The following is a 24586-nucleotide window of genomic DNA, read 5'->3' on the forward strand; positions in this document are numbered from 1 at the left end:
CGCAGCCTTATGGCACGAAACAATCGCTCGAGGCGCCGGGGCCGGTCAGGGTTGGTAGGACGGCCGGGGCTGTCCGTGTTGCTGCTGATTGGCGTAGGCCAGCAATTGGTTCGCCTGTTGTTCGGTGCCCAGCTGTTCGATTCCGCACAAGGTGCACTGTGTCGTGTACCTCGTGGAGGTCGTGAACAGCGGGATGAAGAACAGCGTGAACTTCGTCTCGCGCTTGCGCAGGACGTGGGCGGCGGTGTTGCCGCAGCGCCCGCACGCCAGCAGCAGCATCGCCAGCTGATGCAGGTAGCTCCTGGTACCGAAGATGATCATGTGCAGAGTCCTCCCTGGGTTGTTCCCGGGAGCTACCTTCTCATGGATCGTTCACAGATCGGAAGCGCCCTGATCATGTTGTGCCCCAGCCGGTCAGGCGATTGCATCGTCCGATCGGGGTCGGAGCCAGTGGCCTTCGAAGATCGAGCGCGCGAACTCGCCGCGGTCTATCCGTTCTCCAGGACCATGCGGGCGGCGAGGCCGAGCATCATGGCGCCGGAGATCTGTTCCATCCGCCGGCGGACCGCACGGCGGCTGAAGAAGGAGCTCATGCGGTGCACGGACCAGACGTACACCGAGTAGTAGCCGATCTCGTAGCAGGCCCATATAGCGGCGAGCAGGATCATCGTCGGCAGCTTCGCCGCATGCACCGGGACGAACTGCGGCAGAAACGACATCGCGAAGATGGCTGCCTTCGGGTTTGCCAGATTGGTGAGCACGCCCGCTCGATAGGAACGCAGCGCGGACGACCCACGGTCGACCACGGCTTCCGGCTGCTCATTGTCGACTCCCTCGTGCTTCATCCGACGTGCTGAGCGAAAAGATTGCACACCGAACCACAGCAGGACGCACACGCCGACAATGCGCATGCCGTCATAGGCGATCTGCGAGGCGCTGAGCAGCGCCGTAAGGCCGAACGCCGCGGCACAGCCCCAGAAGAACACTCCGGTCTCGTTGCCCAAGACCGTGGCGATGCCCGCGCGCCTCCCGCCACGAATCGACTGACGGATGATCAACGCTGTGCTTTGTCCAGGCACCGCGGCAACCGCGGTGCAGGCGATCAGAAACGACATCAGGGAGACCAGCACCGAGCCATTCTCGGCTGCTCCGCTGCGCCAGGCAAACGAATTCCGAAGCCCACGCAGGGCGATCGACCGGACGGTCATGCACTACTCAGCGCGGCGGATTCCCCACCAGACGGAGCCGAGCAGCAGAATTCCGGGGACGACCCCCGCGATCGCGGCGACAGCTGTTTCGGAGGATCCGCAAGCAACCAGGATCAAACCCACGGCGCTGCACGCCGCCATCGCGGCGCCGAGCCAGCGCAACGCCGATCCCGCCAAACGATCGCGAGCCCGAAGAAGTGCAATCCGACCACGAGCGCGATCCAGGCCACGGTTGCCCGAGGGGTGTGCAGCAACGCGTTGATGACGGCGATCCCTGCCATTCCGACGACCGCCTCGACGGCCACCACAATCCAGTAGCGCCGTCCAAAGCTCGTCCCCGGCACGGCAACCGGCGAAACGCGAGAACGCCGCAGCACGACCAACAGCCCGAGAAACACCGCGCCCGCAAGCACCCGCAGCACAACATCGATAATCAACGGCAGGGCACCGGCATTCACCTCGATGAACACGAGTCCGAATACCCCACCGATGAGTCGAGCGACCCGACCCCTTCTCATACACCCATCATCATCGAGGCGCGCTAGCGCCGCAATGCGATTGGACACCGACAGTCAGGCCGGCTTCCTGCATGCGGCCGTTGCTACCACGCCACCGACTTCGCCTGAATATCATGGGCCGCAACATGTTTCGCCACAGCCCGCCTGCGCTACCGCTGGATGGACCCGCTCATGCCGAAGGTGATGTTCGCAGACGCCTCGAAAGCCGTGTGGACCGCCGAGGAAATGTTGCGCCTCGGTGTGTACGTGGTCGCATTCAGCCACCCGGTGGTGCCGACGGGACAAGCCCGCATCCGCGTGCAGATCTCGGCGCAGCACTCCTCGAGCGACATCGAGGCCTGTGTCCGAGCGTTCGTCACAGCGCGGGCGGCAGCAGGCGGCGGATCTCCTGGTCCGGATACGAGGTGCTCCGGCTCTCCTGCTGGAACGCACGAGTGAATACGGACATTGCCGCGGCGATCGGCGCGTGCCGGGTGAGTAGCGCGGCAGCCCCTTCGGGGATGCTCTTCGGCGGATTGTCCTCGGCGATCGCGCGCGCCATCGCGGCACGTTTCTCCCGGTCGTCCGTCCGGAGCCCGTAGAGGGCGGTGAGCAGCCAGTCCACCAGGTAGGTGCCGGTGAAGCCGCGGTCGTAGCTCTGGTTCTGGTCGAAGAAGGCGGCCTCCTGCGACGAGAGGTCGAACCCGGAGGAGAGCGAAAGGCCGTAATCGCCGAAGTAGAGCCGTCGGCCGTCGGTCAGGATGTTCTGGAAGTGCGCGTCGAGGTGCAGCAGTCCGCGGCTGTTCATGAACGCGACGCCGCCGGCCAGTTCCCGCTCCACCATGTCGCACGCCCGGTCGGTGGCCTCGTCGCCCGCCTCGACCTGGGCGTTGAGCCACTCGTGCAGGTTCTGTGGGATGTACTCCAGGAACAGCGCGATGCTCGCCGAAGAATCCCGCACGGCCTCGATCCGTTGGCGTATCTGCGGTCGGTCGTGCCAGTAGGCGACGACGCTGTCGATGTCGGCGAGCTCGGCCGGCAGCGGCGTCGTGTCCGGCAGCACGCGCCAGTGGTACATCAGCGGGAAGCTCTCGCGTTCGGCGGCAAGCATCCAGTTCGTCGTCATGATGTGCACGGCGAGCTCGCGCCAGGCCCCGAAGCCCAGCCCGCCGATGAGGCCGACGCCGTACTGGTAGAACAGCGGCAGGTCGAACAGGTTCGCCGTGGACCGGACATGCTCGGGCTGCCGCTCCAGGTCGGTGAGGGGCACCCGCTTCACGAAGACCGGGCTTCCGGCGACCTCCAGCAGCGCCGACTTCCCGCCGATACCGGCACCGAGCGGCGTGGCCGCGTCCACGATCTCGCGCAACGCGTGATCGCTGTACAGCGCCAGGGCCGTGGAGACGGCGCTGTGGGCGCGCAGGCGTGCCGGGCGCGCCATGTCGTGGGTCATCGCCTGATTCCCTCAGACAGCGGAGAGCCGCCGAGACTGGTCTTCGGCCTGCGCCTTGTAGAGCCGCCGCAGCCGCAGCACACCGAGGTCGTGCTGGTAGAGGTTTTCGGCCTGGTCGGCGTCGGCAGCCATGCCCTCCAGCATCTCTCGATCCTGCTCCAGCACATGCCAGTGGCGCTGTTCGAGTTTCGTTTTGTACAGAAAGCGCCACACGTCGCGTTCCCAGCCCGTGACGCGGCGGTAGCGCCAGAAGAAGACCGCGGTACGACCCTCGTCGATCGGGGTGCCCATACCGACGATGCCGAACCGACCGCCGGGCCCGGTGGCCGTCGGGTATGGAATCTCCAGGTCGACCCAGTCGACGCCGGTGCGGCAGAACTCGACCCAGTCGAAGTTCACGCCGCGTTGATCGGTCTTCTCGAAGAAGAAGCCGCGATCGGTTTCCCGGATACGGAAGCGCGCGGAGGTCTGGCCACCGAACATCGAATGCGATTCCCGGTGCAGGAAGGCGCCGTGCATCGGGTCGAGCAGGTTCTCCAGCGCGAATCGCCACGGGGCGTCCCACTCGGCGTAGCAGAGAAACGCCGAGATGTCCTCGTCGACAAGGCGTTCCGGCAATTCGAGCGGGCCGGGTTCGGCGGCCGGATCGAGGCCGAACCAGGCCAGGACCGCGCCCGCCACCTCGCGCACCGGCAGGCTGCGCACCAGCTGCTTGCCCTCCAGGTTGCAGCCGGGCATGCCGGGCACCGACAGCACTGTGCCGTCGCCGTCGACCTGTACGCCGTGGTATCGGCAGGCGATGCGGTCGCCGAGGTGTTGCCCCTGGGACAGGGGGGCGCCGCGATGCGGGCAGCGGTCGGCGAGCATCCGCAAGGTCCCGTCGGCCTGGCGGAACAGCAGCCAGTCCTCGCCGAGCCGGGTGACACGCAGCAGGCCGCCCGGGGCGATGTGATCCGACGGGCAGATCGCATGCCATTGGTCGCGCATGCCGGTCGTGTAGATGCGCTCGGCGGTCAGCGCGCCGCCGGTGTAAACGTTGGCCATGGTTACGCTCCCAGCCGTGCCATCTCGGTGGTGAAAGTTTCTTCGGTCCAGGGTTTTCCGTCGGGACCGTGGATGCCGAGGCCGTTGAGCCCGGCGAGCAGGGCCTCGAGCGTGTGCTCGCCACGGCCGAAGACCTCTTCGATCGCCCCGGCGAGCTTCATCTCGTACGGCGTGGGTTCGGCCGAACGGGACTGGTGGACAACGAGATAACTCATCATGTTCTCCTAGAGGTCGAGCACGAGCTCGTCGGTGAGCGCGCGGGAGACGCAGATCATCATGGTTTTTCCGGCTTCCCGCTCGGCGCTGGACAGCACGTCGTCGCGGTGATCCGGAACACCCTGCAGCACAGCCGATTCGCAGCTGCCGCAGATGCCTTCCCGGCAGGAATTGGGGAGGTCGAGTCCGGCCCCCTCGAGGACGTCCAGGATGCGGTCGCCGGGAGCGGCGACGGCCTCGATACCGGACCGGTGGCAGATCACCCGCACCGCACGCTCACCCGAGACATCCTGTTCCGGGCGGGCTTTCGGAGCGAATCGCTCCAGCCGGACGGCGTCGGCGGGCCAGGTCGCGCCGTGCCGTTCGACGGCCGCGAGCATGCCCTCCGGGCCGCAACTGTAGACCAGCGTGCCCGGGCGCGGGGCGCCGAGCAGGCCGGGCAGATCCAGCATGCCCTCGCGGTCCTCGCTGACGAAGTGGACCCGGTCTCCGAAGGCCCGCAGTTCGTCCTGGAAGGCGAGGCCGGCGCGGGTGCGGCCGCCGTAGTGCAACTCCCAGTCGGCGCCACGGCGCTGTGCCTCGCCGATCATGGCGAGGATCGGGGTGATGCCGATGCCCCCCGCCAGGAACAGGTAGCCCGGCGCGTCCAACAGCTCGAAGTTGTTGCGCGGCACGCTGATCTGGATCTTCTGGCCGGGACGCAGCGAGTCGTGCACGTATCGGGAGCCGCCGCGGGTGTTCGGATCGCGCAGCACGGCGATGCGGTAGCCGGTCTTGTCGGCGGGGTCGCCGCACAACGAGTACTGCCGGATCAGGCCGTTGCCGAGATGCAGGTCGATGTGCGAGCCGGGGCCCCAGTCCGGTAGGACGGCGCCGTCGGCGTCCTCCAGCCGCACCGAGACGACATCCTGTGCCTCCCAGCGCAACTGGCGCACAACGAGTTCCAGGGTGTCACTCATCGCCGATCACCGCCCGCCGTGGGCACCGAAACCGGCGGGGTGAAGGCCGCGGGCATCGGGCCGTACGCCTCGAGATCCACCTCGACGATCACCGGCGACTGCAGTGCCGCGGCCCGGGCCAGCACCTCGTGCGCCTCGCCGGCGCCCCTGATCACCTCGTAGGGCACGCCGATCGACCGGGCGAGCAACGCGAAGTCGGGATTTACCAGATCGACTGCGTATGTACGTGTTCCACTGGCGCGCTGCATGTTTCGCAGTACGCCGTAGCCGCCGTCATTGCATACCAGCAGCACCAGCCACGGCCGCTCCTGTGCCATGGTGAGAATCTCGCCGAAGTGCACGGCCAAGCCGCCGTCACCGCACAGGGCGAGGGTGGGCCGGGTCTCGTCGGCCAGGGCAGCGCCGATCGCCATGCCCAGGCCCTGGCCGATCCCGCCGCCCCGCGGAAAGACATTGGCGCGTGGATCGTACATGGGCAGCAGCCGGTTGCCCCAGGAGCTGGAGGCGATGGTGACGTCGCGGGCGATCACCGCGTCCTTCGGCAGCGCCGCGCGCACCGCATCGCTGAGCACGGCGTGGTCGCCCAGCCCGGCCCGCTGCGCGGTCCGCGCCTGCTCGCGGGTCTCGCGGCCGCGCTCGGTCCATTTCTCGTCCACAGCGGTCAGACAGCCGGAATCCACAACGGCCCGGAGGAATTCGCCGACCTCCCCCACCACCGGCACCGTCACCGGGAACACCCGGCCGGGCGCGGCGGGATCCAGATCCACCTGCACGTGCGCGGCCGGCACGGCGATGGTGTAGTCCGCGGTCTCGTTGGAGCGAAAGTGCGTGCCCAGCGACAGCACCAGATCCGCGTCGGCCAGCAGCGACCGACCGGCCGGGGCGGTGGCGTAGTTGCCGATGCACAACGGATGATCCTCGGACACCGCACCGCGACCGGAGTTGCTGGTGAACAGCGGAGCACCCCACATCTCCAGCAGTTCCGCGAGTTCGGCTCCGGCGCGCGCCACACCGCCACCGGCCCAGATGACCGGGCGCTGCGCCGCGGCCAGCGCGGTGAGCGCGGCCGCGATCCCCGCCGGATCTGCCGGAAGCGGGGTCGGCACCACGAGTTCCTCGGTCGTGACGGTCTGCTCGGCGTACTGCAGATCTATCGGCCACTCGATGCTCACCGGACCGCCGGGGCGCGACAGCGCCCGGACCACCCCGTCGCGCAGCACCTTGCCCGCACTGTCAACGTCGAGAATCGTTGCGGCATGCGCGGATACCGCCTGCAGCATGCCGAGCTGATCCTTGGTCTCGTGGATGAAGCCGCGACCGGAGCCCAGATACCGCGTCTCCACCTGACCGGTCACGTGCAGCACCGGCGTTCCAGCGGACAAGGATTCGACCAGGGCTCCGGCCGCGTTACCCGCCCCGGTACCCGTGCTGGTCAGGGCGCAGCCCAAACCGCCCGTGGCACGGGCATATCCGTCCGCGGCGTTGACCGCGGTCGCTTCGTGCCGCACCGGCACGAAACGCAGCTCGCGGGCTACCGCCTCCACCAGCGGCTGGTTGTGCACGCTGACGATGCCGAAGACCGTGTCGATACCGGCCTCGCGCAGCACCTGCACCAGTAGATCTCCACCGTTGGGCATGGGTTCTCGTTTCCTCTCGGACGTATCAGACGTAGCGGGCGACGCCACCACAGACGTCGAGATCGGCGCCGGTCACGTAGGACGAGCGCGGGGACAGCAGCGTGACCACCATCGCGGCCACCTCCTCGGCGCGGCCGAACCGGCCGAGACCGACGCCGCGGTCGGCGGCGATCTCCGCCTCCCATTCGGCGAAAGACCGTGCGGTGCCGGATTCTTCGTAGCGGCGCCGCCACTGTCCGGTATCGACCAGGCCCAGCGACACCGTGTTCACCCGCACGCCCTCCGGCGCGAGTTCCAGTGACAGCGACTTGGTCAGGTTCAGCAGCCCGGCGCGGGCGGCGCTGGTGGTGACCAGCCGGGTCTCCGGCTGCCGGGCCAGCACCGCATTGATGTTGACGATGGCCGCCGCGTCGGACCGTCGCAGCCAGGGCAGCGCGGAATCGACGGTGTTGAGCACGCTCGTGAACTTCAAGTCGAATTCGTCGCGCCAGTCGTCGAGGGTCGCCTCGGCGCGCGGCACCATGCGGGACTTGCCCGCATTGTTCACCAGGCCGTCCAGGCCGCCGAAACATGCTGCGCCGGAGGCGATCAGCGCGGCGACGGCCTCCGGATCGCGCACGTCGCAGGACTGCGCGTACACCCGCTCGGCGCCGGGGAGATCGTCGATTGCCGCCTGCAACCGCGACAGATCGCGGGCACAGGTGATCACCTGTGCCCCCTCCTGCAGCAGGAGCGCCACCGTGGCGTGGCCGACGCCCGAACTACCGCCGGTCACCACGTAGGTGCGTCCCGTCAGATGCAGGTCCATTGTCGAAATCTCCTCGATGCCAAGCGAAATCAGTAGAGAACAAAGCCGCCGTCGACGACGAGCTGCTGTCCGGTGATGTACCCGGCCTCGGGGCCGAGCAGGAACGCCACCGCGCCGACCAGATCGGACGGTTGCTGCGGCCGGGTCAGCGCCCGGTTGAGCCGATACAACTCGTGCCGGTGTGCCGGAACGAATTCCGCGGATTCGCTCTCGGTGAGCCCCGGCGACACCGTGTTGACGGTGATGCCGTACTCACCGAGATCCCTTGCCGCGGTGCGGGTCAGCGCTGCCACCCCGCCCTTCGAGGCGACGTAGTGCGACAACCGCGGCGAGCCGTAGATCGCGGCGTCGGAGCCGATGGTGACGATCCGCCCGCCGGCGCCGGCGTCGATCAGCGCCCGCGCCGCGCCCCGGGTCACCAGGAAGGTGCCACGCAGGTTGACCCCCAGCACCCGGTCCCACTCCGCGACCTCGAGTTCGTGAACCATCTTGCCGCCCACGCCGTCCGCGAGCGCGGCATTGTTCACCACACCGTAGAGCGGCCCGGCGGCGGCGATGGTGGCGAACAGTGCGTCCACCGACCGCTCGTCGCGCAGATCGACCGGCACAAACCGGGCGTCGACACCGTCGGCGCGCAGTTCGGAGGCGGTCGCCTCACCCCAGTCGGCGCGCACATCGGCCAACCACAGTGTGGCCCGCTCCGCGCCCAACCGGGCGGCGATCGCCTTCCCGAGGCCGCGACCGGCACCGGTGATCAGGATCGTCTTGCCCTGCAACATCAGTCGCGGGTGATTCCGTGCATGGCGGAGGTCTCCGGGTAGGTCGGGACCTGCGGCTTCTGCGCGCCGATGATGACACAGAACAGGGCGGTCGTATCGCCGTTGTTCTTCAGGCTGCGCGGCACCCCGGCGGGCACCACGATCATGTCCCGGTAGCCGAGCGTGCGCTTCTCCACCTGGCCGTCGCGGTGGATGCCGACCTCGACCTCCCCCTCCAGCACGAAGAACGCCTCCTCGGCGTCGTGATGGGTGTGCTCGGGGCCCTCGGCGCCCGGCGGGAGCATCATGTTGGAGAAGGTGAAGCCCTGTGAGGGAATGATCCGCCGATCATCCTCGTGGTTGCCGGTGGCGCCAGAGCCGACATAGCGAATCTGCGCCCGCCGGAACTGGTCTCCGGCCTTGGCCTGGAAACCCAGTGCGTCCCAGTCCTCGTGGCGGCTGGCCTTGGTGAGGATCAGCGAATCGGCATATTCCTTCAGATCCGCAGTCTGGTAGTCCATCGGATGTCTCCTTACTCGATCGGTGTAAAACTCTCTGACAGGGAAGAATTCAGGCCGCGCGCAGGCGTTCGGCGATCTGGACGAAGGACTCCACCCAGGCGCCGAACGCCTCCGGCCGCTCCTGATTGGCCAGATGCCCGGCCCCACGCAGGGTGACGAATACCGCGCCCGGGATGCCGCCGGCCAGCGCCTGACTCGCGGGCGGGCCGGTGACCGTGTCCAGGTCGCCGCACAGCACCAGCGTCGGGACCTCGATGCGGGGCAGGTCGGCGGTGTGGTCGGTGGCGGCCATCGTGGCCGCGGCGCTGCGGTATCCGGCCGGGCGGATCGAGTCCGCCATGGCCGCGGCCACCGCCCGCACCAGGTCCGGATCGGCCTGCGGTGACAGAAGTTTCGCCGCACGCCGGGCCGCGAACGTCGCCGCGCCGTCGGCGTCGAGCTCGTCGGCTCGCGCTCGCATGGCAGCCGAGCCTGCCGCGGTGGCGCCGGAGCCGACCGTCGAGCTGCCGAGGATCAGGCTCCGCAGGAGTTCCGGATGCCGCAACGCCACCCGGGTCGCGATCACCCCGCCCCAGGACATGCCGACCAGGTGTGCACCCGCTCGACAGCGGTCCCGGATCAGGCCGGCCACCAGATCGGCGTAGTCGTCCAGGGTCAGCGGCGCGGCCGGATCGTCGCTGCGTGCGTAACCCGGTGCGTCCCAGGCCAGTAGCCGCAGCCGCGCCTCCCAGTCTGCGAATTGCGGCGCGAAAGTATCGGCGCTGCCGCCGATTCCATGAAGCAGGACCAGATCAGGCCCGGTGCCCAGATCGGTGACGTGCAGATCGGTCATCGGGATCAGTACCTTCCGGGCACGGCGACCGGAACCTCCGAGCCGATCTCGGAATCCGGTACGGCGCCGGGGATCTGCCGCCGCAACTCCGGGAACCGTTCGAAGGCACCGGCATCGGGCACGCCCGCCATGTGGGTACGCACATCCTTCGACGGCGGGCCTGCGGTGCCCCACGTGTCCGAGAGCTCCGGGACCCGCCGCCACACCCGGCACAGCCAGCTGTCCTCGTCGACCTGCGCGATGCCGCTGGTGTATTCGCACACCAGGCCGGCCGGGTCGGCGAAGTAGGAGAAGGTGTTGTCACCCGGACCGTGCTTGCCCGGCCCCCACAGTGGGAGTACGCCGTGGTGCCGCAGCCGCCCGATACCGCGCATGAAGTCGTCGACGGTCGGCATCTGATAGGCGACGTGGTTCACCGAGGTCCAGCTCGCCTGGTTGAACGCGATGCTGTGATGGTCGGCGCTGCAGCGCAGGAACGCCATCTGATGCTCGGACCAGTCCGAGACCCGCATGCCGAGCATGTCGGTGTAGAACGCGACGGCGGCGTCGATGTCGACGGTGTTGAGCACGACGTGGGTGACACCGACCGGCATCGCGTCGCCGGCCCGCCGGGGCACGGCGAAGGTGTCGGCGAGCAGTTCGATCACCCGGCCCTCCAGATCGGCGAACTGCAGCCCGTACCCGCCGCCGACCACGCAGGTCGGTCCGGGTCCGGCGAGCACCGGAATCCCCCGCGCCTCCAGACGCCGCGCCGCAGCATCCACCTCGGCCGGCGTCGCGACGGCGAAGGTGATGCGCCCCAGGCCGTTTCGCTGCGCGGTGGTCAGCTGCAAGACGTGATGCTGAGTGCCGGTACCGCGTAGCCACACCGCGTCCTTCTCGCGCTCCACGGCCTGCAGCCCCCAGATCCCGCTGTAGAAGTCCGCGGAGTCGGCGCAGGCGGTGGTGCGGAGTTCCACGGACCGCAGGGCGCGCAGGCGGACGATCGGTTCGTTCATGCGACACTGCCTCCAGTTAGCTTAGATATCAATAGTTTAGCACTAAGGTATTTGATCGCGCCAGACCCTCAATCCGCCCAGGGATTGGGTTCCAGGTCCATGCCCAGGTAGAGACTCTTCTGCCGGGAGTACCCCACGATTGCGGCGCGGCCCTTCTCGACGCCCAGCCCGCTCTCCTTCACCCCGCCGAACGGAGTCGAGATGCTGAACTGCTTGTAGGTGTTGATCCAGACCGTCCCTGCCTGCAGCCGCCGCGCCAGCCTCAGCGCCCGCCGATAGTCACGGGTCCAGATGCCCGCAGCCAGTCCGTAGACGGAATCGTTGGCCTGCGCGAGCAGATCGTCCTCGCTGTCGAATGGCAGCGCGACCAGCACCGGCCCGAAGATCTCCTCCTGGCACACCCGCGCCGAGTTCGGGACGCCGTCGATGATCGTCGGCAGGTACCAGGCGCCGGCCGGATCCAGCCCCGGATCATCGGGAATCGTTCCGCCACAACGGACCCTGCCGCCCTCGGCGCGCGCGAGATCCACATATCCGGCGACCGCGTCGCGATGCCGCACATGCACCAGCGGCCCGACCTGCACCCCGGGCCGCCGCCCCGGCCCCACCCGCAGGGCGCGGGTCTTGGCCACCAGCCGATCCAGGAACTCGTCGTAGATGCTCGCGTCCACGAACAGCCTCGCCCCGGCGACGCAGCTCTGTCCGGACGAGGAGAAGATGCCGTAGACGACCCCGTTCACAGCCTGCTCGAGATCCGCGTCGGCGAGCACCACGGTCGGCGACTTGCCGCCCAGCTCCAGCGAGATCGGCATCAACTTCTCCGCGGCCACGTGCGCCAGCGCCCGGCCGGTCGAGGTGCCGCCGGTGAACGTCACCTTGCCGACACCCGGATGCCGAACCACCGCGTCGCCGACCACCGAGCCCTTACCCGGCAGCACCGACAGCAGTCCGGGCGGCAGCCCCGACTCATCGATCAGCCGGGCCAGCGCCAGCGACACCAGCGGTGTCCATTCGGCGGGCTTGAGCACCACGGCATTCCCGGCGGCCAGCGCCGGCGCGATCTTCTGCGCGTCGCTGGCGATCGGCGAATTCCACGGCGTGATCGCGCCGATCACACCGATCGGCTCATAGGTGTTCATGGTCAGATAGTCGCCGCGCGGGGTGGTCAGATCTTGGTCGAAGGTCTCCACCGCGGCGCCGAAATAGCGGAAAGTGCCTGCGGCGCTGGCCACCAGCGCCCGCGTCTCGGCGAGCGTCTTGCCGGTATTGAAACTCTGCAACAGCGCCAACCGCTGTGCCGAACCTTCGATCGCGTCGGCGATCCGAGACAGATAACGAGCACGTTGATGCGGCAGCAGGTCCCGCCACGCCGGGTCGGCGGCGGCCGCGGCCCCGGCCCGCACGGCCTGATCAGCGTCCGCGGCGGTGGCCTGGCCGATCGTCTGCAGCACCGCACCGGTGGCCGGATCCACCACCCGACTCTGCGGGCCCGAGCCCTGTTTCCAGTGGCCGCCGAGCAGCATCTCGTCCGGAATCGGTTCGAACACCGAGGCTTCCCCGACGGTCATATCGGCAATCTCCTGAGTAGTAGATATCTTAGCGCTAAGGTATAGTCTCGGATCACACCCACGTCAACCCGCTCTCCCGGAGGAGACCCCGTGTCCACAACCGTGATCGCCCAGCACCCGTACAGCCCCGCCGTCGTGGCGGGCGGATTCGCCTTCGTCTCCGGCGCCCTGTCGGTCGATGAGAACTACGTGCCGGTCCCCGGCCGGGAGGCGGCCCTCGATGCCGCGGTGCAGCGCACCAGCGAGCGCCTGGCCACCGTCGGCGGCACCCTCGCCGACATCGTCAAGCTGACCTATTACGTCACCGACCTGTCACTGCGCGAGGAGGCCAACCGCCAATTCCTCGAGCTGTTCGCCGCGCCGCGCCCGGCCCGCACGTTCGTCGAAGTCAGCGGGCTGCCCTATGGCGCCACCGTGGAGATCGACGCAATCGCGCAGGTGCGCAACGGATCCACAGCGGCCGCCGGGTAGCCTGACCCTTATCGTCGTTTCGACGTCGGAAACATTGTCCGGCACAGTGGGAGGAACCGTGGCGCGCCAGTCGAAGCTCGACCGGGACGCGGTCGATCACATTGTCGCGCAGTGGAACGAGCAGTGGCCGGCCCTCGACGTTTCGGCGCTCGAGGTGTTCGGCCGGATGCATCGCACCTATCTGCGCTATCAGTCCTCGCTGTCGGCCCTGTTCGAGCAACACGGCATCAACATGGCAGCCTTCGACGTCCTCGCCGCCCTGCGCCGCTCCGGGCCGCCGTACCGGATGACCGCCGGCCAGCTCGCCGAGACCGCGCTGGTCACCACCGGCGGGATCACGCTGCGGGTCGACCGGCTCGAGAAGGCCGGGCTGGTGGAGCGCGAGCGCGATCCCGACGACCGCCGCGTCGTCTACGCCTGCCTCACCCCGGCCGGGCTGCAGGTCCTGGAGGAGGCCGCCGCCGAGCATTTCGCCAACGAGGCACGCATGCTGGCGGGGCTCACGGCCACCGAACAGCGCCAATTGGCCAAACTGCTGCGCAAGCTCGAACAGTCGATCGTCACGGCCGAGGCGGGCGATCCGGCCGCCGTGGACACGGCATAGCCCAACAGCGGCACAGCCGAGTCCACGCGACCGGAATCGATTACCCACAGGCCGGCCCCCGCCAACTCCACAGCCGGATCGGCAGAGCGGCGGGGGTCCGATTCGCATTCGAGTCAGCGTGGCCGATCCGCAAGAGCGGTACGGCGGCGAAGTTCCGCCACCAGGAGTAAGGCGGCCACCACCGGGACGCATGCGATCAGCACGATCGTGCGGGTCGGCACTCCGAATCCGAGCAGGATTCCGCCCACGATCGGGCCCAGCACGGATCCCGCCCGTCCCATCGAGGCGGACCAGCCGACGCCCGTAGTCGCCGTCCGGCTGGGGTACATGGCCGCCGCCATGCCGGTCTGCCCGATCATGGCAGCCTGCAGGCCGAGCCCCACCCCGCCGAATACGGTGAGCAGCAATGCCTTGTCCGCTCCCAATCGCGATGACAGTGCGAGAAAGACGATCGCCAGCACGGTGGTACCGATGAGGACCGAGGACATCCGGTACCGCAGCGCGGCAGCCATGATCACGATCGCGCCGATGATGCTGCCGACACCCAGGGCGGCCGATCCCAGCGGAGCCAACGTCACGGCGAAACCGTAGCTGGTCAGCAGGGTCGGCAACCAGGACGAGAAGATGAAGTACACGGTGAACATGAGAAATCCGAACGCCCACAGCAGAACAGTGCGTACCCCATAGCCGTGGTCGAACAGGCGCGCGACCGACGATGACTGTGCAGTGGGCCGGTCGGCGTCGTCGAACGTCGTGTCGGGCCCTTCGTCGGGCAGCCCGTACCACAGTGCAGGGAGCAAGAGCGCCGACGCTACCGCGCCCGCGACGAATACCGATCGCCAGCCGGCCAGGCCGATCAGCCGAACGCCGAGTAGTCCGGCCACCAGCGTGCCGACCGCGATAGCCATGGCGACGAAGATGGCGAGCGTCTGCCGGTAGCGAGCAGGGTTGGCCGCGGTGGCCAACGAGACCGCCGCCGGCAGCACCGCTCCCAATCCCAGCCCGGTGAACAGCCGAACGAGATCCAGTCCGATCATGGTGGTGACCATCGCGGTGAGCGCCGACCCTACGGTGAATACGAGCACCGCCGACATCACCACCCGTCGTCTGCCCCAGCGCGCCGACAGCCGGCCGCAGGTGAGATATCCGACCGCCACACCTGCGCTGGTGAGCGACAGGGCCGCGGTGAAATGCGATGCCGGAACATGCCAGGCCCGACTGAGTGACGGAATGCAACCGCCGAGCGCGGTGGAGTCGTAGCCGTCGAGCAACACGGCCAGAAACGCGAGAATGAGTACTGACCACCGCAATCTGGCATCACCCCGCGCGGGGTGAGCCACAACGGACGTTGTAAGCGATTCGCTCACGATGACACTCCCTTGTAAGGCCGATCGGGCCGGTACACGACCCGGATGCGCCTCGAAGAACGGCCGCCGACTGTGCGGCACGCCACATAAAAACCTTTGCGCTAAGAGTTCTAAAGTCTTAGCGCAAAGATGTCAACCCGCAATCAAGCCCTCTTTCGAGCGGATGAGGCGATCTTGCGGGTCCGTTCGAGCGCCTCGGCGACCGGCCCAACCTCGACGATATACCTTATCTATAAGATAATTTTCGAGCAAGCAGTCCTGCCACCAGCCGAAACGCAGCAAACCGGGCAGCTTACCAACAGCAATGGGGTTGACAGAGGTGTGATCCACGACTATATCTGAGCACTCAGAAATTGAGGCCTCAGATAGCTGCACGCGGCCCCGGTCGCGCAAGTAAGGAAAACCATGAAGATGAGGAACGTGGCCGCGGTGGCGGTGCCACTGGTGGCAGCCGTCGGCATGAGCGCCGGAGTCGCCGCAGCCGCACCGTCGCCATCCGACTCGGCCGGGCCGATCCATTACACGGTGAGCAGGTCGGGAGACTCGGCGGTGATCGCCACCGACGGACACTGGCTCCAGGATGCGGGCCGAATCCTGCTCGAGAATGCGTCCGGCGCAGTAGAGGCCATGCTGCCCTCGACCTATCGGATCGATGACACCGCCTACCCGGTACAAGCCCACATCGACGGCGGGACCGTGACCTTGACGCCCGTCCGGCACAACGGAACCCACGTCACCGACCCGACATACCCTTCCGACCTGGTCCCGGCCTCGAAACTACAAACGGTCGCCGAATCCTTCACCCCACGCGACCAACAGGCGTTGGCAGCCTTGGCCTCCCGCTCCACGATCGCCAGCATCTCCTCCGCGGTGTTGGGTGCGATCGTCGGCGGCGGTGCGGGCTGCCTGCTCGGCGCCGCGGTCGGCGCCACCAGCGTCGGCATCGCGACGCTCCTGACCGGTCTGGTACCCGGGGCGGTGGTCGGCTGCATTGTGGGCGCCGGCCTGCTCGGGTCTGTCGGAGCCATCGGCGGGATGATTCTCGTCGGCGGACCGATGCTGGCCTTCTCCGCCTTCCAGTACTTCTCGACGATCCTGTCGCCGTGCACGACTCCGGGAACGTACTGCGCCAACCCAGCCACCGGCACCCCGCGCGGCTGAGTCACTCCTCGCGAGCGCAGTTGTCCTGAAAGGAAAACCATGAAGATGAGGAATGTGGCCGCAGTTGCGGTTCCACTGGTAGCTGCCGTCAGCCTGAGCGCCGGAGTATCGGCAGCCGCACCGCCACCCTCCGATGCGGCCGGGGCGGTCCACTACACGGTGAGCAGGTCGGGAGACTCGGCGGTGATCGCCACCGACGGACACTGGCTCCAGGACGCCGGCCGAATGCTACTCGAAAACGCTTCCGGCGCAATAGAAACGATATTGCCCTCGACCTATCGGATCGACGACACCGCCTACCCGCTACAAGCCCACATCGACGGCGGCACCGTGACCTTGACGCCCGTCCGGCACAACGGAACCCACGTCACGGACCCTGTACATCCAACCGACCTGGTTCCGGTCTCGAAACTACAAACGGTCGCCGAATCCTTCACCCCACGCGACCAACAGGCGATGACGGCGCTGTCGCAGCGACTCATCATCACCAGCAGTGTCTCCGCGGTGCTGGGTGCGATCGTCGGGGGCGGCGCGGGCTGCCTGCTCGGCGCCGCGGTCGGCGCTGCCGGCGCCGGCGTGGCTACGCTCCTGGTAGGACTGGTACCCGGCGCCGTCGTCGGCTGCGTAGTGGGCGCCGGCCTGCTCGGGCCCGCCGGAGCCCTCGGCGGCCTGATCCTCGTCGGCGGACCGATGCTGGCCTTCTCCGCCTTCCAGTACTTCTCGACGATCCTGTCGCCGTGCACGACTCCGGGACCATACTGCGCCGACCCGGCCCACCCGCCGGCAACTGCGCCGCACGCCTGAGGTCGGGTGCCGTGAACCGGCGGCGCGCCCTGTCCAGGCTCAATTGGCGGCGGTTTCGGCCCACCGGAGCGACAGGGCCTCGGTGAGCTCGAGGGTGCGATCCGATCAGTCGCGGTATATCGCTACATAAGCATTGTTGGCGATCCCGACGCTGGTGGGACCCATGCATGTGGCCGTGCCCTGACCGGACGGAGCGAAGGAACCACTCCACGAGCCCTGATACGGACCAATGGCCATGAGCGGAAACGCATTCGGGATTCCGTGCAGGCCGACGCACTCGACGACGAGGGCGTACTCCCTGCCGGCGGGTGCGCCGATATCGTGGCACGCCGCCCGCGCGCCGAACAAGTCCCGGGTGACGGCACAATCCTGTGGTGCGGCATGGGCTGTGCCGGAACCGACTACGGCGGCAGCGCCCAGAATCGCCATGGCCCCGATCGTGGTTCGTGCGGCAGTGCTTGTCGTTCTCCTCATTCGAAATCCTCTCGACCATGTCCCGCAGCGACCGCGGCTGCCGCGGATCCGGCTGCTCATCGGATCGTCACGCGCTCGAAACCCACCGAGATCATATACAACGGCTGTCCGGCCCTGGGCCGAACAGGCTGTGCCGTTCCCTGTGACGGCCAGGTCGTCAGGGCGCAACATCGGGGAACACGGCTCCCGGCCCCCGGTCACGCGGCGAGTGTCGGTCCTCGATGTTACGTTCGCGGACGCGACATCCGATAGACAGGTGCGGCACCGCGTTTCATGGTGCTCGCGGCACGGGGGACCGAGTCGCCCTGTGCCGGTGGCGATCAGATTTGGAGGGACTGATGACAGCCTTGAAGACCACCGCCGCGGTGTTGCTCGCGGTGGGGACGCTGGCACTGGCGGGATGCACTTCGGGAAGCTCCGGCCCCGCCCCGTCGCCCGTCATCACGTCCGAGAGCCCGGGCACTTCAACCGGCGCCACCACGCCCGCCCCGAGCACCACCGAATCCACATCCACTCCCGTCGGCCCCGCGCTGTGCCACACCGCGGATCTGAAGCTGTCCACGGGCCAATCCGACGGAGCAGCGGGAAGCGCGTACACCCCGCTCATCTTCGTCAACGCGGGCACGGCACCCTGCACCCTGACCGGATTCCCCGGAGTCTCGTTCGCGGACAGCCCCACCGGCGACCCGATCGGCGCCCCCGCCGATCGAGACACCCCGAAACCGACGGTCACACTGGAGGTCAACGGAACGGCCTCGGCCGTACTCCGCATCACCGATGCCGGGAATTACGGCGACAGGTGCCATCCGATCACCGCCGCCGGCCTGCGAATCTACCCACCGGACAACACCGACTCACTCTACCTGCCCTGGCAGGGCAGCGCCTGCGCCAATTCGGATGTGCACCTGCTGAGCATCACGTCGGTCGTAGCGGGCGTCGCAGGGAACTGAGACCGCTTGGCGCACAGTAATACTCAGGCCAACAAAAGCCCACCGTCGACGGTCAGAATCGTCCCCGTCACGAAGCTGTTCTGCATGAAGTAGAGATGGGATGCGGCGATCTGTTCCGGTTCGCCGATCGTCCCCTGCTCGAACAGCGAGATGACGTCGGCCTCGCTGCGAAGGTCGGCAACGACCCCGTCGCAGTCCTCCGGCAGCCCCGCCAGTGCGGTGTGCAATCGCTCCTTGTTGCGCTGGGCGAGTCGACAGCCGTTGTGGTGGGCCATGATTGGGGCGCGAACACCGCATGGGCGGCCGCTGAAATGCACCCCGATCGATTCTCCGCCGTCGCCGCGCTGAGCGTGCCGTATCGTCCTCGCCCGCCGCACCCGCTCCCGACCGTACTTCGCGCGCAGGCCGGTGACCGGTTCAATTCAGAGGGCGATCGGCGTCGGCCAGGCCCGCCGCCAACCGCTCGAGCCCTTCCCGGAACCGCCCTTTCACGGTGGGTAGCGGCCGCTAGCCGATCACCGCATTCATGATCGTCCCCGCGCTGGTCGCCACGATTCCGCCGATCATGGCCCCCGCCACCATCTTCGGGGACTGCGAGCCACCACCGGTCCACTTCTCCCAGGCGAAATGGCCTCCGGCGTAGGTGATTGCCATGATGCCGGACAGGATCACGAACCAGGTGAAATACCGCACCAGCTTCATCAGCTTGTCCGCCGCGGGCGGGGTCTGCGGGGTGGGATTGCCGAGCTGCGCGTGAACTACGTCGTGAAGGGCGAGGAGTATCATGGCGAAGCTCTTTCCCGTAGACCATCTCATAACGTCTCGAGAATGATAGCGGCAGAACGTGATTGACTTCATTCGAACCATCACGCACACGGCGTGTCGGGGAGACGCGCACGAGTTACACTGAGCTACAGCCAATTCGAGACTCAACGCAACAACAACCATGACATGTCCAGCGCTCGACAAGGGCCTGATCGCCTACGAGACAGCCGGACTGTGCGGGCACAACGTCGAATCCCGGCGAAACCTGCTGCGCTGAGGCTTGTCTCGTTCCACGATGGTGAGATAGGTCACGGCCTCACCGATTCAGCCGATGTTGATGGTGCCGGTGTTGTCGCGGTGGATGTTCACCTGCCGGGCATCGTCGAATGCCTGCGCGATGAAGATCTCGGCCGAGCGGTCCTTCTGCGCGGCGGACACCAGCACGTCGACTTCGGCCGCGAATCCCGAGTCCGCGCGGGCAGCCTCGGCGATCCGCTGCGCCGCCGCGGCCTGCGCTTCGGGCGTGGCGGACTCGGCCGAAGCCGTTATCGCGGAGACAGCTTCGGGATCGTGACGAAACTTGTCGGCGACCAGCTTGCGAAGGCGCTCGACCGCATGCCACGCGGTGTCGCCGGCATCCTTGGCGACCTGCTCACCGAACTTCGACGCCACCAACGCCGCGGCGGCGATACCGAGCGAAACCGGATCCATCCCCATCCCCTCTCGACAGCACAGGTCATGCTGAGCCCAGGGTAGTTCCCCACCGCCCTGCCTGGCCGAACAAACCACTGTCACATGACCGGCCGCGGTGGACCGGTCCGAATCGTCGACTCCGTTGCCGGGTTATCGGCCCACCTGCTGCAATGCCCGCTCCCTGCGGACGGCCAGCGCCGATCCCGATTCGCGGCGGGCCATCCGGCGCAGCACCGCGGGCGCCAGGACCATGCCCGCCACCGCCCAGATACCCAGCACCGCAGCGGTTTCGACATGCCGCCAGGAATGGCCGAGTTCGGCGGCCAGCGCACCGTGTGGCAGCAGCGCCGAGCGCATGCCCAGGCCGAGCCAGTACACCGGGAAGACCTGGGCCACCCACTGCAACCAGCGTGGCATCGCGGTGACGGGGTAGAAGATGCCCGAGATCGCGATCATGCCCATGACGACAACGGAGACATATCCGACCGCGCGAGGGGCGGAGACCAGCGAGCCGAGCATGGCGCCGATGGGCTGCGTCGCCATGAGTCCCAGCGGGACAACCCAGGCCAGGGTCAGCCAGGCGCCCGCGCTACCGACCGCCAATCCATGGACCAGCAGCAGTCCGGGACCGGAGATGATCACCAGATAGACCCCGACGGTCGCCGATACAGTGACCATCTTGCCGATCAGATAGCCCTGAATGCCGTTCGGAATTATCTTGGCCCGCAACAGGGTTCCGTCGTCGCGCTCGACGGCGAGGTACTGGATCACCAGCAGCATCCCCATCGCCACATAGGTTCCCAGGACACTGGGCAGGATGAACGCTCCCAATGTGCCGTTACCGGGCAGCGGCCGGTTACGGAACACGAAGATGGACACCAATGTCACTACCGGCCATAGGAGTTGGCCGATCATGGCGGTACCGGCGAAGGCCTGCCGCAGCTCGATCAGGCCGCGTCGAGTACCGCAGCGCACGGCGGTCGGGATCATGATGCCTCCGGAAGAGATGCGTCCTCGGCGTGGCGCACCAGCGCGAGATAGGTGTCCTCGAGCGTGGCCCGGCGGACCTCGAGATCGGTGATGGCACGGCCGTGCTCGGAGAACAGGTCGTGGACGAATTCGGTCGAGGCGGGCGTGGACTTCTCGAACGACGTTCCATCGCAACGCCATCGGACGGTGTCGTGGCCGACGATCGTGGCGGCGAGCTGAGCCGGGGTGCCGTCGGCGACGATCCGCCCGTCGTCGAGGATGGCAATGCGCGCACGCCAATCCTCGCCCCCATGCGCCGGATCCACTCCGAGCACCCGTACCCGTCCACCCGAACGGATCCGAAAGCCTTCCAGCACTTCGATCGTGGTGCTCTTACCCGCACCGTTGGGGCCAAGCAGCGCCAGGACCTCGCCGCGCCGCACCGCGAACGTGACATCGCGCAGCACCGTCCGGTCCCCGTAACTCATTGCCAGACCCTCGACGTCGACCAGGGGTTCGCCGGTCATGCTCACGCCTCCCCCAACGCGGCCGATACCTGTGCATCCAGCTCGGCACGATCGACTCCGATGAGATCCAGTGCCCGCGTGGCCGTTCCGGCCTGCGCGCGCACGATGCCTTGCAGCAGGTGGGCGGGCCGGAAGTCCCGCGGATCGGCCGCGGCCTCGACGCCCCGGGCGATGGCGAGCTTCGCCGATGCGCCCAGGGCCGAGGCCGGATCCGGTGTGGCGCTGGGACGCGGCAGCCCGCGGGCGAGCTCGGCGACGCCGACCAGACTCAGGCTGTGCTCGAATTCGCGATAGAGTGCGTCGCGAATCGCGGTGTGGTCGAGTCCGACAGCCGTCAGCGCCCGCCGCACGGTGGCATCGTCGCTCGCCGCGAGGGCCAGCAGCAGGTGTGGCGCCTCGACCGTCGCCGAACCGTCCCGCTGCGCCTCGAGGCGACTTCTCGCCAGCACCGGATTGATGAATTTGCCTGTGCCCATGGCAACCACGGTCACCGCCTCCTCAGTGTGACGCCCGCGGCGATCAGCCGCTTGACGTGCTTCTTGTGCACGGCCTGCCGAGTCACGCCGAGGGCCTCGGCGACGCGCGGCCACCCCCACCCGGCCCGCATCGCCCGCTCGACCGCCGCATCCTCGAGCAGATCGGCGAGGCGGCGAAGCGCCACCACGGCGGCCAGCGCGTCAGCGGGATCCTCGACTGCGGTGGGTATCTCGATCTCCGACATGCAAGCAACCGTAGTTGACTAAATCGCGCTAGTCAACCGAAGTTGCTTATTGTCGGGCGTCGGGGTCCACGAGACCGGCATCCACACCGTCGGCGAGCAGGAAGTACCCCAGGAATGTGACGCCGTCCTCCTGGGCGTCGAAGCGCGCGATACGCACACCCTCCGGCTCGTAGAACACATCACCCGGCGTGAGCACCGACTCGGGCTCGCCCTCGATCCGGTAGATCGCCGAGCCGGTCTCGATGTTGCCGAAGACCGGCCCGTTGTGAATGTGCAGCCCCGCCGGATGCCCGGGCGCGATGGTGATCCGCCGGATTTCGACGCGCTGGGTGGCCAGCGACTCCGGCAGCTTCTGATCCATGACGATCACCCGACTCATCGGGGGCGTCGGCTCGGCGAGTTCCCCAGTGCCACCGTTGTATTCGGCGTCCGTCACCGCCTCCGCGAACTCAGCCGCGCGCCCGTCCCCGGGTAGTTCCTCGATGGCCACATGGGTCATCGGGCTGTCGGATGTCGCACCGTGCCAATGCCATTCACCGGCCTCGATCCGGACCGTGTCACCGGCGCGGATCGTCTCGACCCGTGCGCCACGGCGCTGCACCAGGCCGGTGCCGGCGGTCACCACGAGCACCTGCCCCAGCGGGTGGCGGTGCCAGCGTGTGCGGGCCCCGGGCGCGAAGCGAACGCTGTCGACCTGGGTTCGCGACGGCCCATCGGGTGTGGCGAGTTCCTCGATGCGGGCATTGCCGGTGATCCACTCGGACGAGGCGGACACGGCGGTATGGGGTGCGCGGGAGATACGCATGCTTGCTGAGTTCCTTCGATTGTGTGTTGTTCGATGTTCAGTGCGCGGCATGACAATTGAGCAGGCCCAGGATGCCCTCGACCGCCTGCTCGAACGGGGCCGAGCTGTTGGCGGCGCGGGCCAGGATGTACCCGCCCTGCAACGTGGCCAGGATCGCCGACGCCGTGGCCGCGGGCTCGAGAGCCGAGCTCAGCTCACCGGCGTCGACGGCCTCCGCTACCACGCCCGCCAGGCGCGTGCGCAACCAGGCGAGGGTCCGCTCGACCGGCTCGCGAAGGACGGGTGCGGCAATGATGTCCGGGTCCTGGGTCAGTCCACCAATTGGGCAGCCCTTCAAGATATCTCGCTCGCGACGCAGGTAGGCCGAGAGGCGTTCGAGCGCGCTACCCGGACCGGAGAGTTGCGCGTCGACACCGGCACACAGCTCCTCGGCCGTGACATCGATCGCCGCGCGCGCCAGCTCCTGTTTTCCGGTGAAGTGGTGGTACATGCTGCCCTGACCGGCCCCGGCCCGCTGCTGAATCGCCTTCGGGCTGGTGCCGACATAGCCGCGTTCCCACAGCAGCGCCCGTGTGCTCTCGATGAGGTTGTCTCGCGTGCTCATACAGAGCACTATACATACTAGTAGGTACAGAGATGCGTGGCAGTGGTCGCTTCTGCTTTACGGGGCGACACGCCATATCTTGACGGCGCGGGAATAGGGCGGACGCAAGGAATGTTAGAATCCGGCATGGCAAGCGAATCCGCAGAACTGAGCCCCACGGACTGGGTGCAGGACCAAACCAAGACGATCCTCGAGACCGGGACCACGGCCGGCGTCGAGATACTCGGGTCGCCGGTGGTGTTGCTGACCCTGCGCGGCGCGAAGACCGGCAAGCTCCGCTACACCCCCGTGATGCGGGTCGAGCACGGCGGTAGCTACGCGGTGGTGGCGTCCAAGGGCGGCGCGCCCGAGCACCCCACCTGGTACTACAACATCAAGGCGCACCCGGAGTTTCCGCTGCAGGACGGCACAGCGACGAAGGAATACGTCGCCCGCGAGGCCGAAGGCGCCGAGCGAGCCGAGTGGTGGGCCCGAGCCGTGGAGGCCTACCCGCCCTACGCCGAGTACCAGACGAAGACCGACCGCCAGATCCCGGTATTCGTGCTCGACCCGAAGTAGCCGGCTGCGGTGCCGGCGCGGAACACACCGCGCCGGCACCGTCCGGGAACCGCGCCCGCCCCGGTCGCGGCGACGTCGCCATGCATCGAGGCGATCGGCAGGGCACCATCGACCGGTGAGCATTCTGGTCGAATTCTTCATCGCGCCCGACGACGACACCGCGGCAACGGTAGTGGAGGGTGGCCCCGAGGACCACTTCCCCGCCGTCACCGATTACGGCAACTTCCTCGTCTTCCAGGCCCTCGCCGAATGGGAGAGCCTGTTCACCGGCCGATCACTCGACGATCTCGTCAGCGCCGGCGAACCACGCGCGGTGACCGACGACGAGAGCGGTTCCGCGATATACGCCGCCTCCCCTACCCTCCAGCGGGCGCTGACGACGGCCGATCCCGCCGTCCTGGCCGAGATCGGCACCCGCTGGAAGCAGGACACCACCAGCACCGGAGCACCTTTCGACCCGGAAATGATCGACGCTCTCCTGAGCGACGTCGCGGAGCTCGCACGAACAGCCACCGGGCAGAACCACTCGCTCTACTGCTGGATGTGCTGAGCACTCGGCGAAACAGCCACGCCCCGAACAGGATCAGCGAAATTCGGCGCGGCGATCGGCGAGC

33 protein-coding genes are annotated in these 24586 nt (G+C 67.7%); 8 read left to right on the top strand and 25 right to left on the bottom strand.

Going from position 1 to position 24586, the window contains the following annotated elements; genetic code table 11:
- Window positions 1-45: 45 nt before the first annotated feature.
- From ABH933_RS29970 to ABH933_RS30035, 14 genes are all read right to left on the bottom strand, one after another.
- Window positions 46-321, bottom strand: a complete 276-nt coding sequence (locus tag ABH933_RS29970; RefSeq protein ID WP_429422310.1) for a zinc-ribbon domain-containing protein — start codon at window positions 319-321, stop codon at window positions 46-48.
- A 167-nt stretch (window positions 322-488) separates the two neighbouring features.
- A complete protein-coding gene (locus tag ABH933_RS29975) occupies window positions 489-1208 on the bottom strand; it encodes a LysE family translocator (RefSeq protein WP_429455165.1) in 720 nt (239 codons plus the stop codon).
- 113 nt (window positions 1209-1321) lie between these two features.
- Window positions 1322-1678 carry a hypothetical protein gene (locus ABH933_RS29980; RefSeq protein ID WP_429422309.1) on the bottom strand — a complete coding sequence of 119 codons (357 nt, stop codon included), beginning with the start codon at window positions 1676-1678 and terminating at the stop codon, window positions 1322-1324.
- Window positions 1679-2081: 403 nt separating this feature from the next.
- Window positions 2082-3158, bottom strand: coding sequence for a protein kinase family protein (locus ABH933_RS29985; protein WP_429422307.1), 1077 nt, complete (start codon window positions 3156-3158; stop codon window positions 2082-2084).
- 12 nt (window positions 3159-3170) lie between these two features.
- Window positions 3171-4202, bottom strand: coding sequence for a Rieske 2Fe-2S domain-containing protein (locus tag ABH933_RS29990; protein WP_429422305.1), 1032 nt, complete (start codon window positions 4200-4202; stop codon window positions 3171-3173).
- 2 nt (window positions 4203-4204) lie between these two features.
- Entirely contained in the window at window positions 4205-4417 is a 213-nt protein-coding gene (locus ABH933_RS29995; RefSeq protein ID WP_429422303.1) for a recombinase-like helix-turn-helix domain-containing protein, read from the bottom strand.
- Between the two features lie 9 nt (window positions 4418-4426).
- Complete coding sequence (locus ABH933_RS30000; protein ID WP_429422302.1) at window positions 4427-5377, bottom strand: PDR/VanB family oxidoreductase; 951 nt, start codon at window positions 5375-5377, stop codon at window positions 4427-4429.
- Entirely contained in the window at window positions 5374-7014 is a 1641-nt protein-coding gene (locus ABH933_RS30005) for a thiamine pyrophosphate-binding protein (RefSeq protein ID WP_429422300.1), read from the bottom strand. The genes ABH933_RS30000 and ABH933_RS30005 overlap by 4 nt, the downstream gene beginning before the upstream one ends.
- Before the next feature lie 25 nt (window positions 7015-7039).
- On the bottom strand, window positions 7040-7822 hold the full coding sequence (locus tag ABH933_RS30010; protein WP_429422298.1) for an SDR family oxidoreductase: 783 nt from the start codon (window positions 7820-7822) through the stop codon (window positions 7040-7042).
- A gap of 29 nt (window positions 7823-7851) precedes the next feature.
- Window positions 7852-8601, bottom strand: coding sequence for a 3-oxoacyl-ACP reductase family protein (locus ABH933_RS30015; protein WP_429422296.1), 750 nt, complete (start codon window positions 8599-8601; stop codon window positions 7852-7854).
- Window positions 8601-9101: a cupin domain-containing protein gene (locus ABH933_RS30020; protein WP_429422294.1), complete on the bottom strand. Its 501-nt coding sequence runs from the start codon at window positions 9099-9101 to the stop codon at window positions 8601-8603. The genes ABH933_RS30015 and ABH933_RS30020 overlap by 1 nt, the downstream gene beginning before the upstream one ends.
- A gap of 49 nt (window positions 9102-9150) precedes the next feature.
- Window positions 9151-9933 (bottom strand): alpha/beta fold hydrolase, encoded by a 783-nt coding sequence (locus ABH933_RS30025; RefSeq protein ID WP_429422291.1) that lies wholly within the window; start codon window positions 9931-9933, stop codon window positions 9151-9153.
- Window positions 9934-9938: 5 nt separating this feature from the next.
- The gene (locus ABH933_RS30030) at window positions 9939-10931 is read right to left on the bottom strand and encodes a VOC family protein (protein ID WP_429422289.1); all 993 of its coding nucleotides are present in this window, start codon (window positions 10929-10931) and stop codon (window positions 9939-9941) included.
- Window positions 10932-10999: 68 nt separating this feature from the next.
- Entirely contained in the window at window positions 11000-12499 is a 1500-nt protein-coding gene (locus ABH933_RS30035) for an aldehyde dehydrogenase family protein (protein WP_429422287.1), read from the bottom strand.
- Window positions 12500-12589: 90 nt separating this feature from the next.
- On the opposite strand from ABH933_RS30035, the gene ABH933_RS30040 reads away from it, so the two are divergent.
- Window positions 12590-12970, top strand: a complete 381-nt coding sequence (locus tag ABH933_RS30040) for a RidA family protein (RefSeq protein ID WP_429422285.1) — start codon at window positions 12590-12592, stop codon at window positions 12968-12970.
- A gap of 58 nt (window positions 12971-13028) precedes the next feature.
- A complete protein-coding gene (locus ABH933_RS30045; RefSeq protein WP_429422283.1) occupies window positions 13029-13574 on the top strand; it encodes a MarR family winged helix-turn-helix transcriptional regulator in 546 nt (181 codons plus the stop codon).
- A 113-nt stretch (window positions 13575-13687) separates the two neighbouring features.
- On the opposite strand, the gene ABH933_RS30050 is transcribed toward ABH933_RS30045, so the two are convergent.
- Window positions 13688-14941, bottom strand: coding sequence for an MFS transporter (locus ABH933_RS30050; protein ID WP_429422281.1), 1254 nt, complete (start codon window positions 14939-14941; stop codon window positions 13688-13690).
- 405 nt (window positions 14942-15346) lie between these two features.
- On the opposite strand from ABH933_RS30050, the gene ABH933_RS30055 reads away from it, so the two are divergent.
- Window positions 15347-16102 (top strand): hypothetical protein, encoded by a 756-nt coding sequence (locus ABH933_RS30055; RefSeq protein ID WP_429422280.1) that lies wholly within the window; start codon window positions 15347-15349, stop codon window positions 16100-16102.
- A 39-nt stretch (window positions 16103-16141) separates the two neighbouring features.
- Window positions 16142-16906 carry a hypothetical protein gene (locus ABH933_RS30060; RefSeq protein ID WP_429422278.1) on the top strand — a complete coding sequence of 255 codons (765 nt, stop codon included), beginning with the start codon at window positions 16142-16144 and terminating at the stop codon, window positions 16904-16906.
- A gap of 105 nt (window positions 16907-17011) precedes the next feature.
- Here ABH933_RS30060 and ABH933_RS30065 read toward each other — a convergent pair whose 3' ends face one another.
- The gene (locus ABH933_RS30065) at window positions 17012-17380 is read right to left on the bottom strand and encodes a hypothetical protein (RefSeq protein WP_429422276.1); all 369 of its coding nucleotides are present in this window, start codon (window positions 17378-17380) and stop codon (window positions 17012-17014) included.
- Window positions 17381-17718: 338 nt separating this feature from the next.
- Here ABH933_RS30065 and ABH933_RS30070 point away from each other — a divergent pair, with 338 nt between their 5' ends.
- A complete protein-coding gene (locus tag ABH933_RS30070) occupies window positions 17719-18330 on the top strand; it encodes a DUF4232 domain-containing protein (protein WP_429422274.1) in 612 nt (203 codons plus the stop codon).
- Between the two features lie 23 nt (window positions 18331-18353).
- On the opposite strand, the gene ABH933_RS30075 is transcribed toward ABH933_RS30070, so the two are convergent.
- Window positions 18354-18647 (bottom strand): hypothetical protein, encoded by a 294-nt coding sequence (locus tag ABH933_RS30075; RefSeq protein ID WP_429422610.1) that lies wholly within the window; start codon window positions 18645-18647, stop codon window positions 18354-18356.
- Here ABH933_RS30075 and ABH933_RS30080 point away from each other — a divergent pair.
- Window positions 18597-18860: an alpha/beta fold hydrolase gene (locus ABH933_RS30080; protein WP_429455177.1), complete on the top strand. Its 264-nt coding sequence runs from the start codon at window positions 18597-18599 to the stop codon at window positions 18858-18860. The two genes, ABH933_RS30075 and ABH933_RS30080, sit on opposite strands and share 51 nt — an antisense overlap.
- Here the strand turns inward: ABH933_RS30080 and ABH933_RS30085 are convergent.
- The 8 genes from ABH933_RS30085 to ABH933_RS30120 form a co-directional block, all read right to left on the bottom strand.
- Window positions 18838-19116 carry a hypothetical protein gene (locus ABH933_RS30085; RefSeq protein ID WP_429422269.1) on the bottom strand — a complete coding sequence of 93 codons (279 nt, stop codon included), beginning with the start codon at window positions 19114-19116 and terminating at the stop codon, window positions 18838-18840. The two genes, ABH933_RS30080 and ABH933_RS30085, sit on opposite strands and share 23 nt — an antisense overlap.
- Window positions 19117-19419: 303 nt before the next feature.
- Window positions 19420-19806, bottom strand: a complete 387-nt coding sequence (locus ABH933_RS30090; protein ID WP_429422267.1) for a hypothetical protein — start codon at window positions 19804-19806, stop codon at window positions 19420-19422.
- Between the two features lie 132 nt (window positions 19807-19938).
- Entirely contained in the window at window positions 19939-20778 is an 840-nt protein-coding gene (locus ABH933_RS30095; protein ID WP_429422265.1) for an ABC transporter permease, read from the bottom strand.
- A complete protein-coding gene (locus ABH933_RS30100; RefSeq protein WP_429422263.1) occupies window positions 20775-21284 on the bottom strand; it encodes an ATP-binding cassette domain-containing protein in 510 nt (169 codons plus the stop codon). Before ABH933_RS30100 ends, ABH933_RS30095 begins: the two co-directional genes overlap by 4 nt.
- 2 nt (window positions 21285-21286) lie before the next feature.
- The gene (locus ABH933_RS30105; RefSeq protein WP_429455168.1) at window positions 21287-21775 is read right to left on the bottom strand and encodes a Clp protease N-terminal domain-containing protein; all 489 of its coding nucleotides are present in this window, start codon (window positions 21773-21775) and stop codon (window positions 21287-21289) included.
- Window positions 21772-22005: a hypothetical protein gene (locus ABH933_RS30110; RefSeq protein ID WP_215922372.1), complete on the bottom strand. Its 234-nt coding sequence runs from the start codon at window positions 22003-22005 to the stop codon at window positions 21772-21774. The genes ABH933_RS30105 and ABH933_RS30110 overlap by 4 nt, the downstream gene beginning before the upstream one ends.
- A 46-nt stretch (window positions 22006-22051) precedes the next feature.
- Window positions 22052-22810 carry a (R)-mandelonitrile lyase gene (locus tag ABH933_RS30115; RefSeq protein ID WP_429422260.1) on the bottom strand — a complete coding sequence of 253 codons (759 nt, stop codon included), beginning with the start codon at window positions 22808-22810 and terminating at the stop codon, window positions 22052-22054.
- Between the two features lie 37 nt (window positions 22811-22847).
- On the bottom strand, window positions 22848-23414 hold the full coding sequence (locus ABH933_RS30120; RefSeq protein ID WP_429422258.1) for a TetR/AcrR family transcriptional regulator: 567 nt from the start codon (window positions 23412-23414) through the stop codon (window positions 22848-22850).
- Window positions 23415-23540: 126 nt separating this feature from the next.
- Between ABH933_RS30120 and ABH933_RS30125 the strand changes: the two genes are divergently transcribed.
- Window positions 23541-23972, top strand: a complete 432-nt coding sequence (locus ABH933_RS30125; protein ID WP_429422256.1) for a nitroreductase family deazaflavin-dependent oxidoreductase — start codon at window positions 23541-23543, stop codon at window positions 23970-23972.
- A 115-nt stretch (window positions 23973-24087) separates the two neighbouring features.
- Entirely contained in the window at window positions 24088-24522 is a 435-nt protein-coding gene (locus ABH933_RS30130) for a hypothetical protein (protein WP_429422255.1), read from the top strand.
- Window positions 24523-24586: the final 64 nt, after the last annotated feature.

Source organism: Nocardia sp. GP40 (assembly GCF_050434125.1).
GTDB classification, from domain to species: Bacteria; Actinomycetota; Actinomycetes; order Mycobacteriales; family Mycobacteriaceae; genus Nocardia; species Nocardia albiluteola.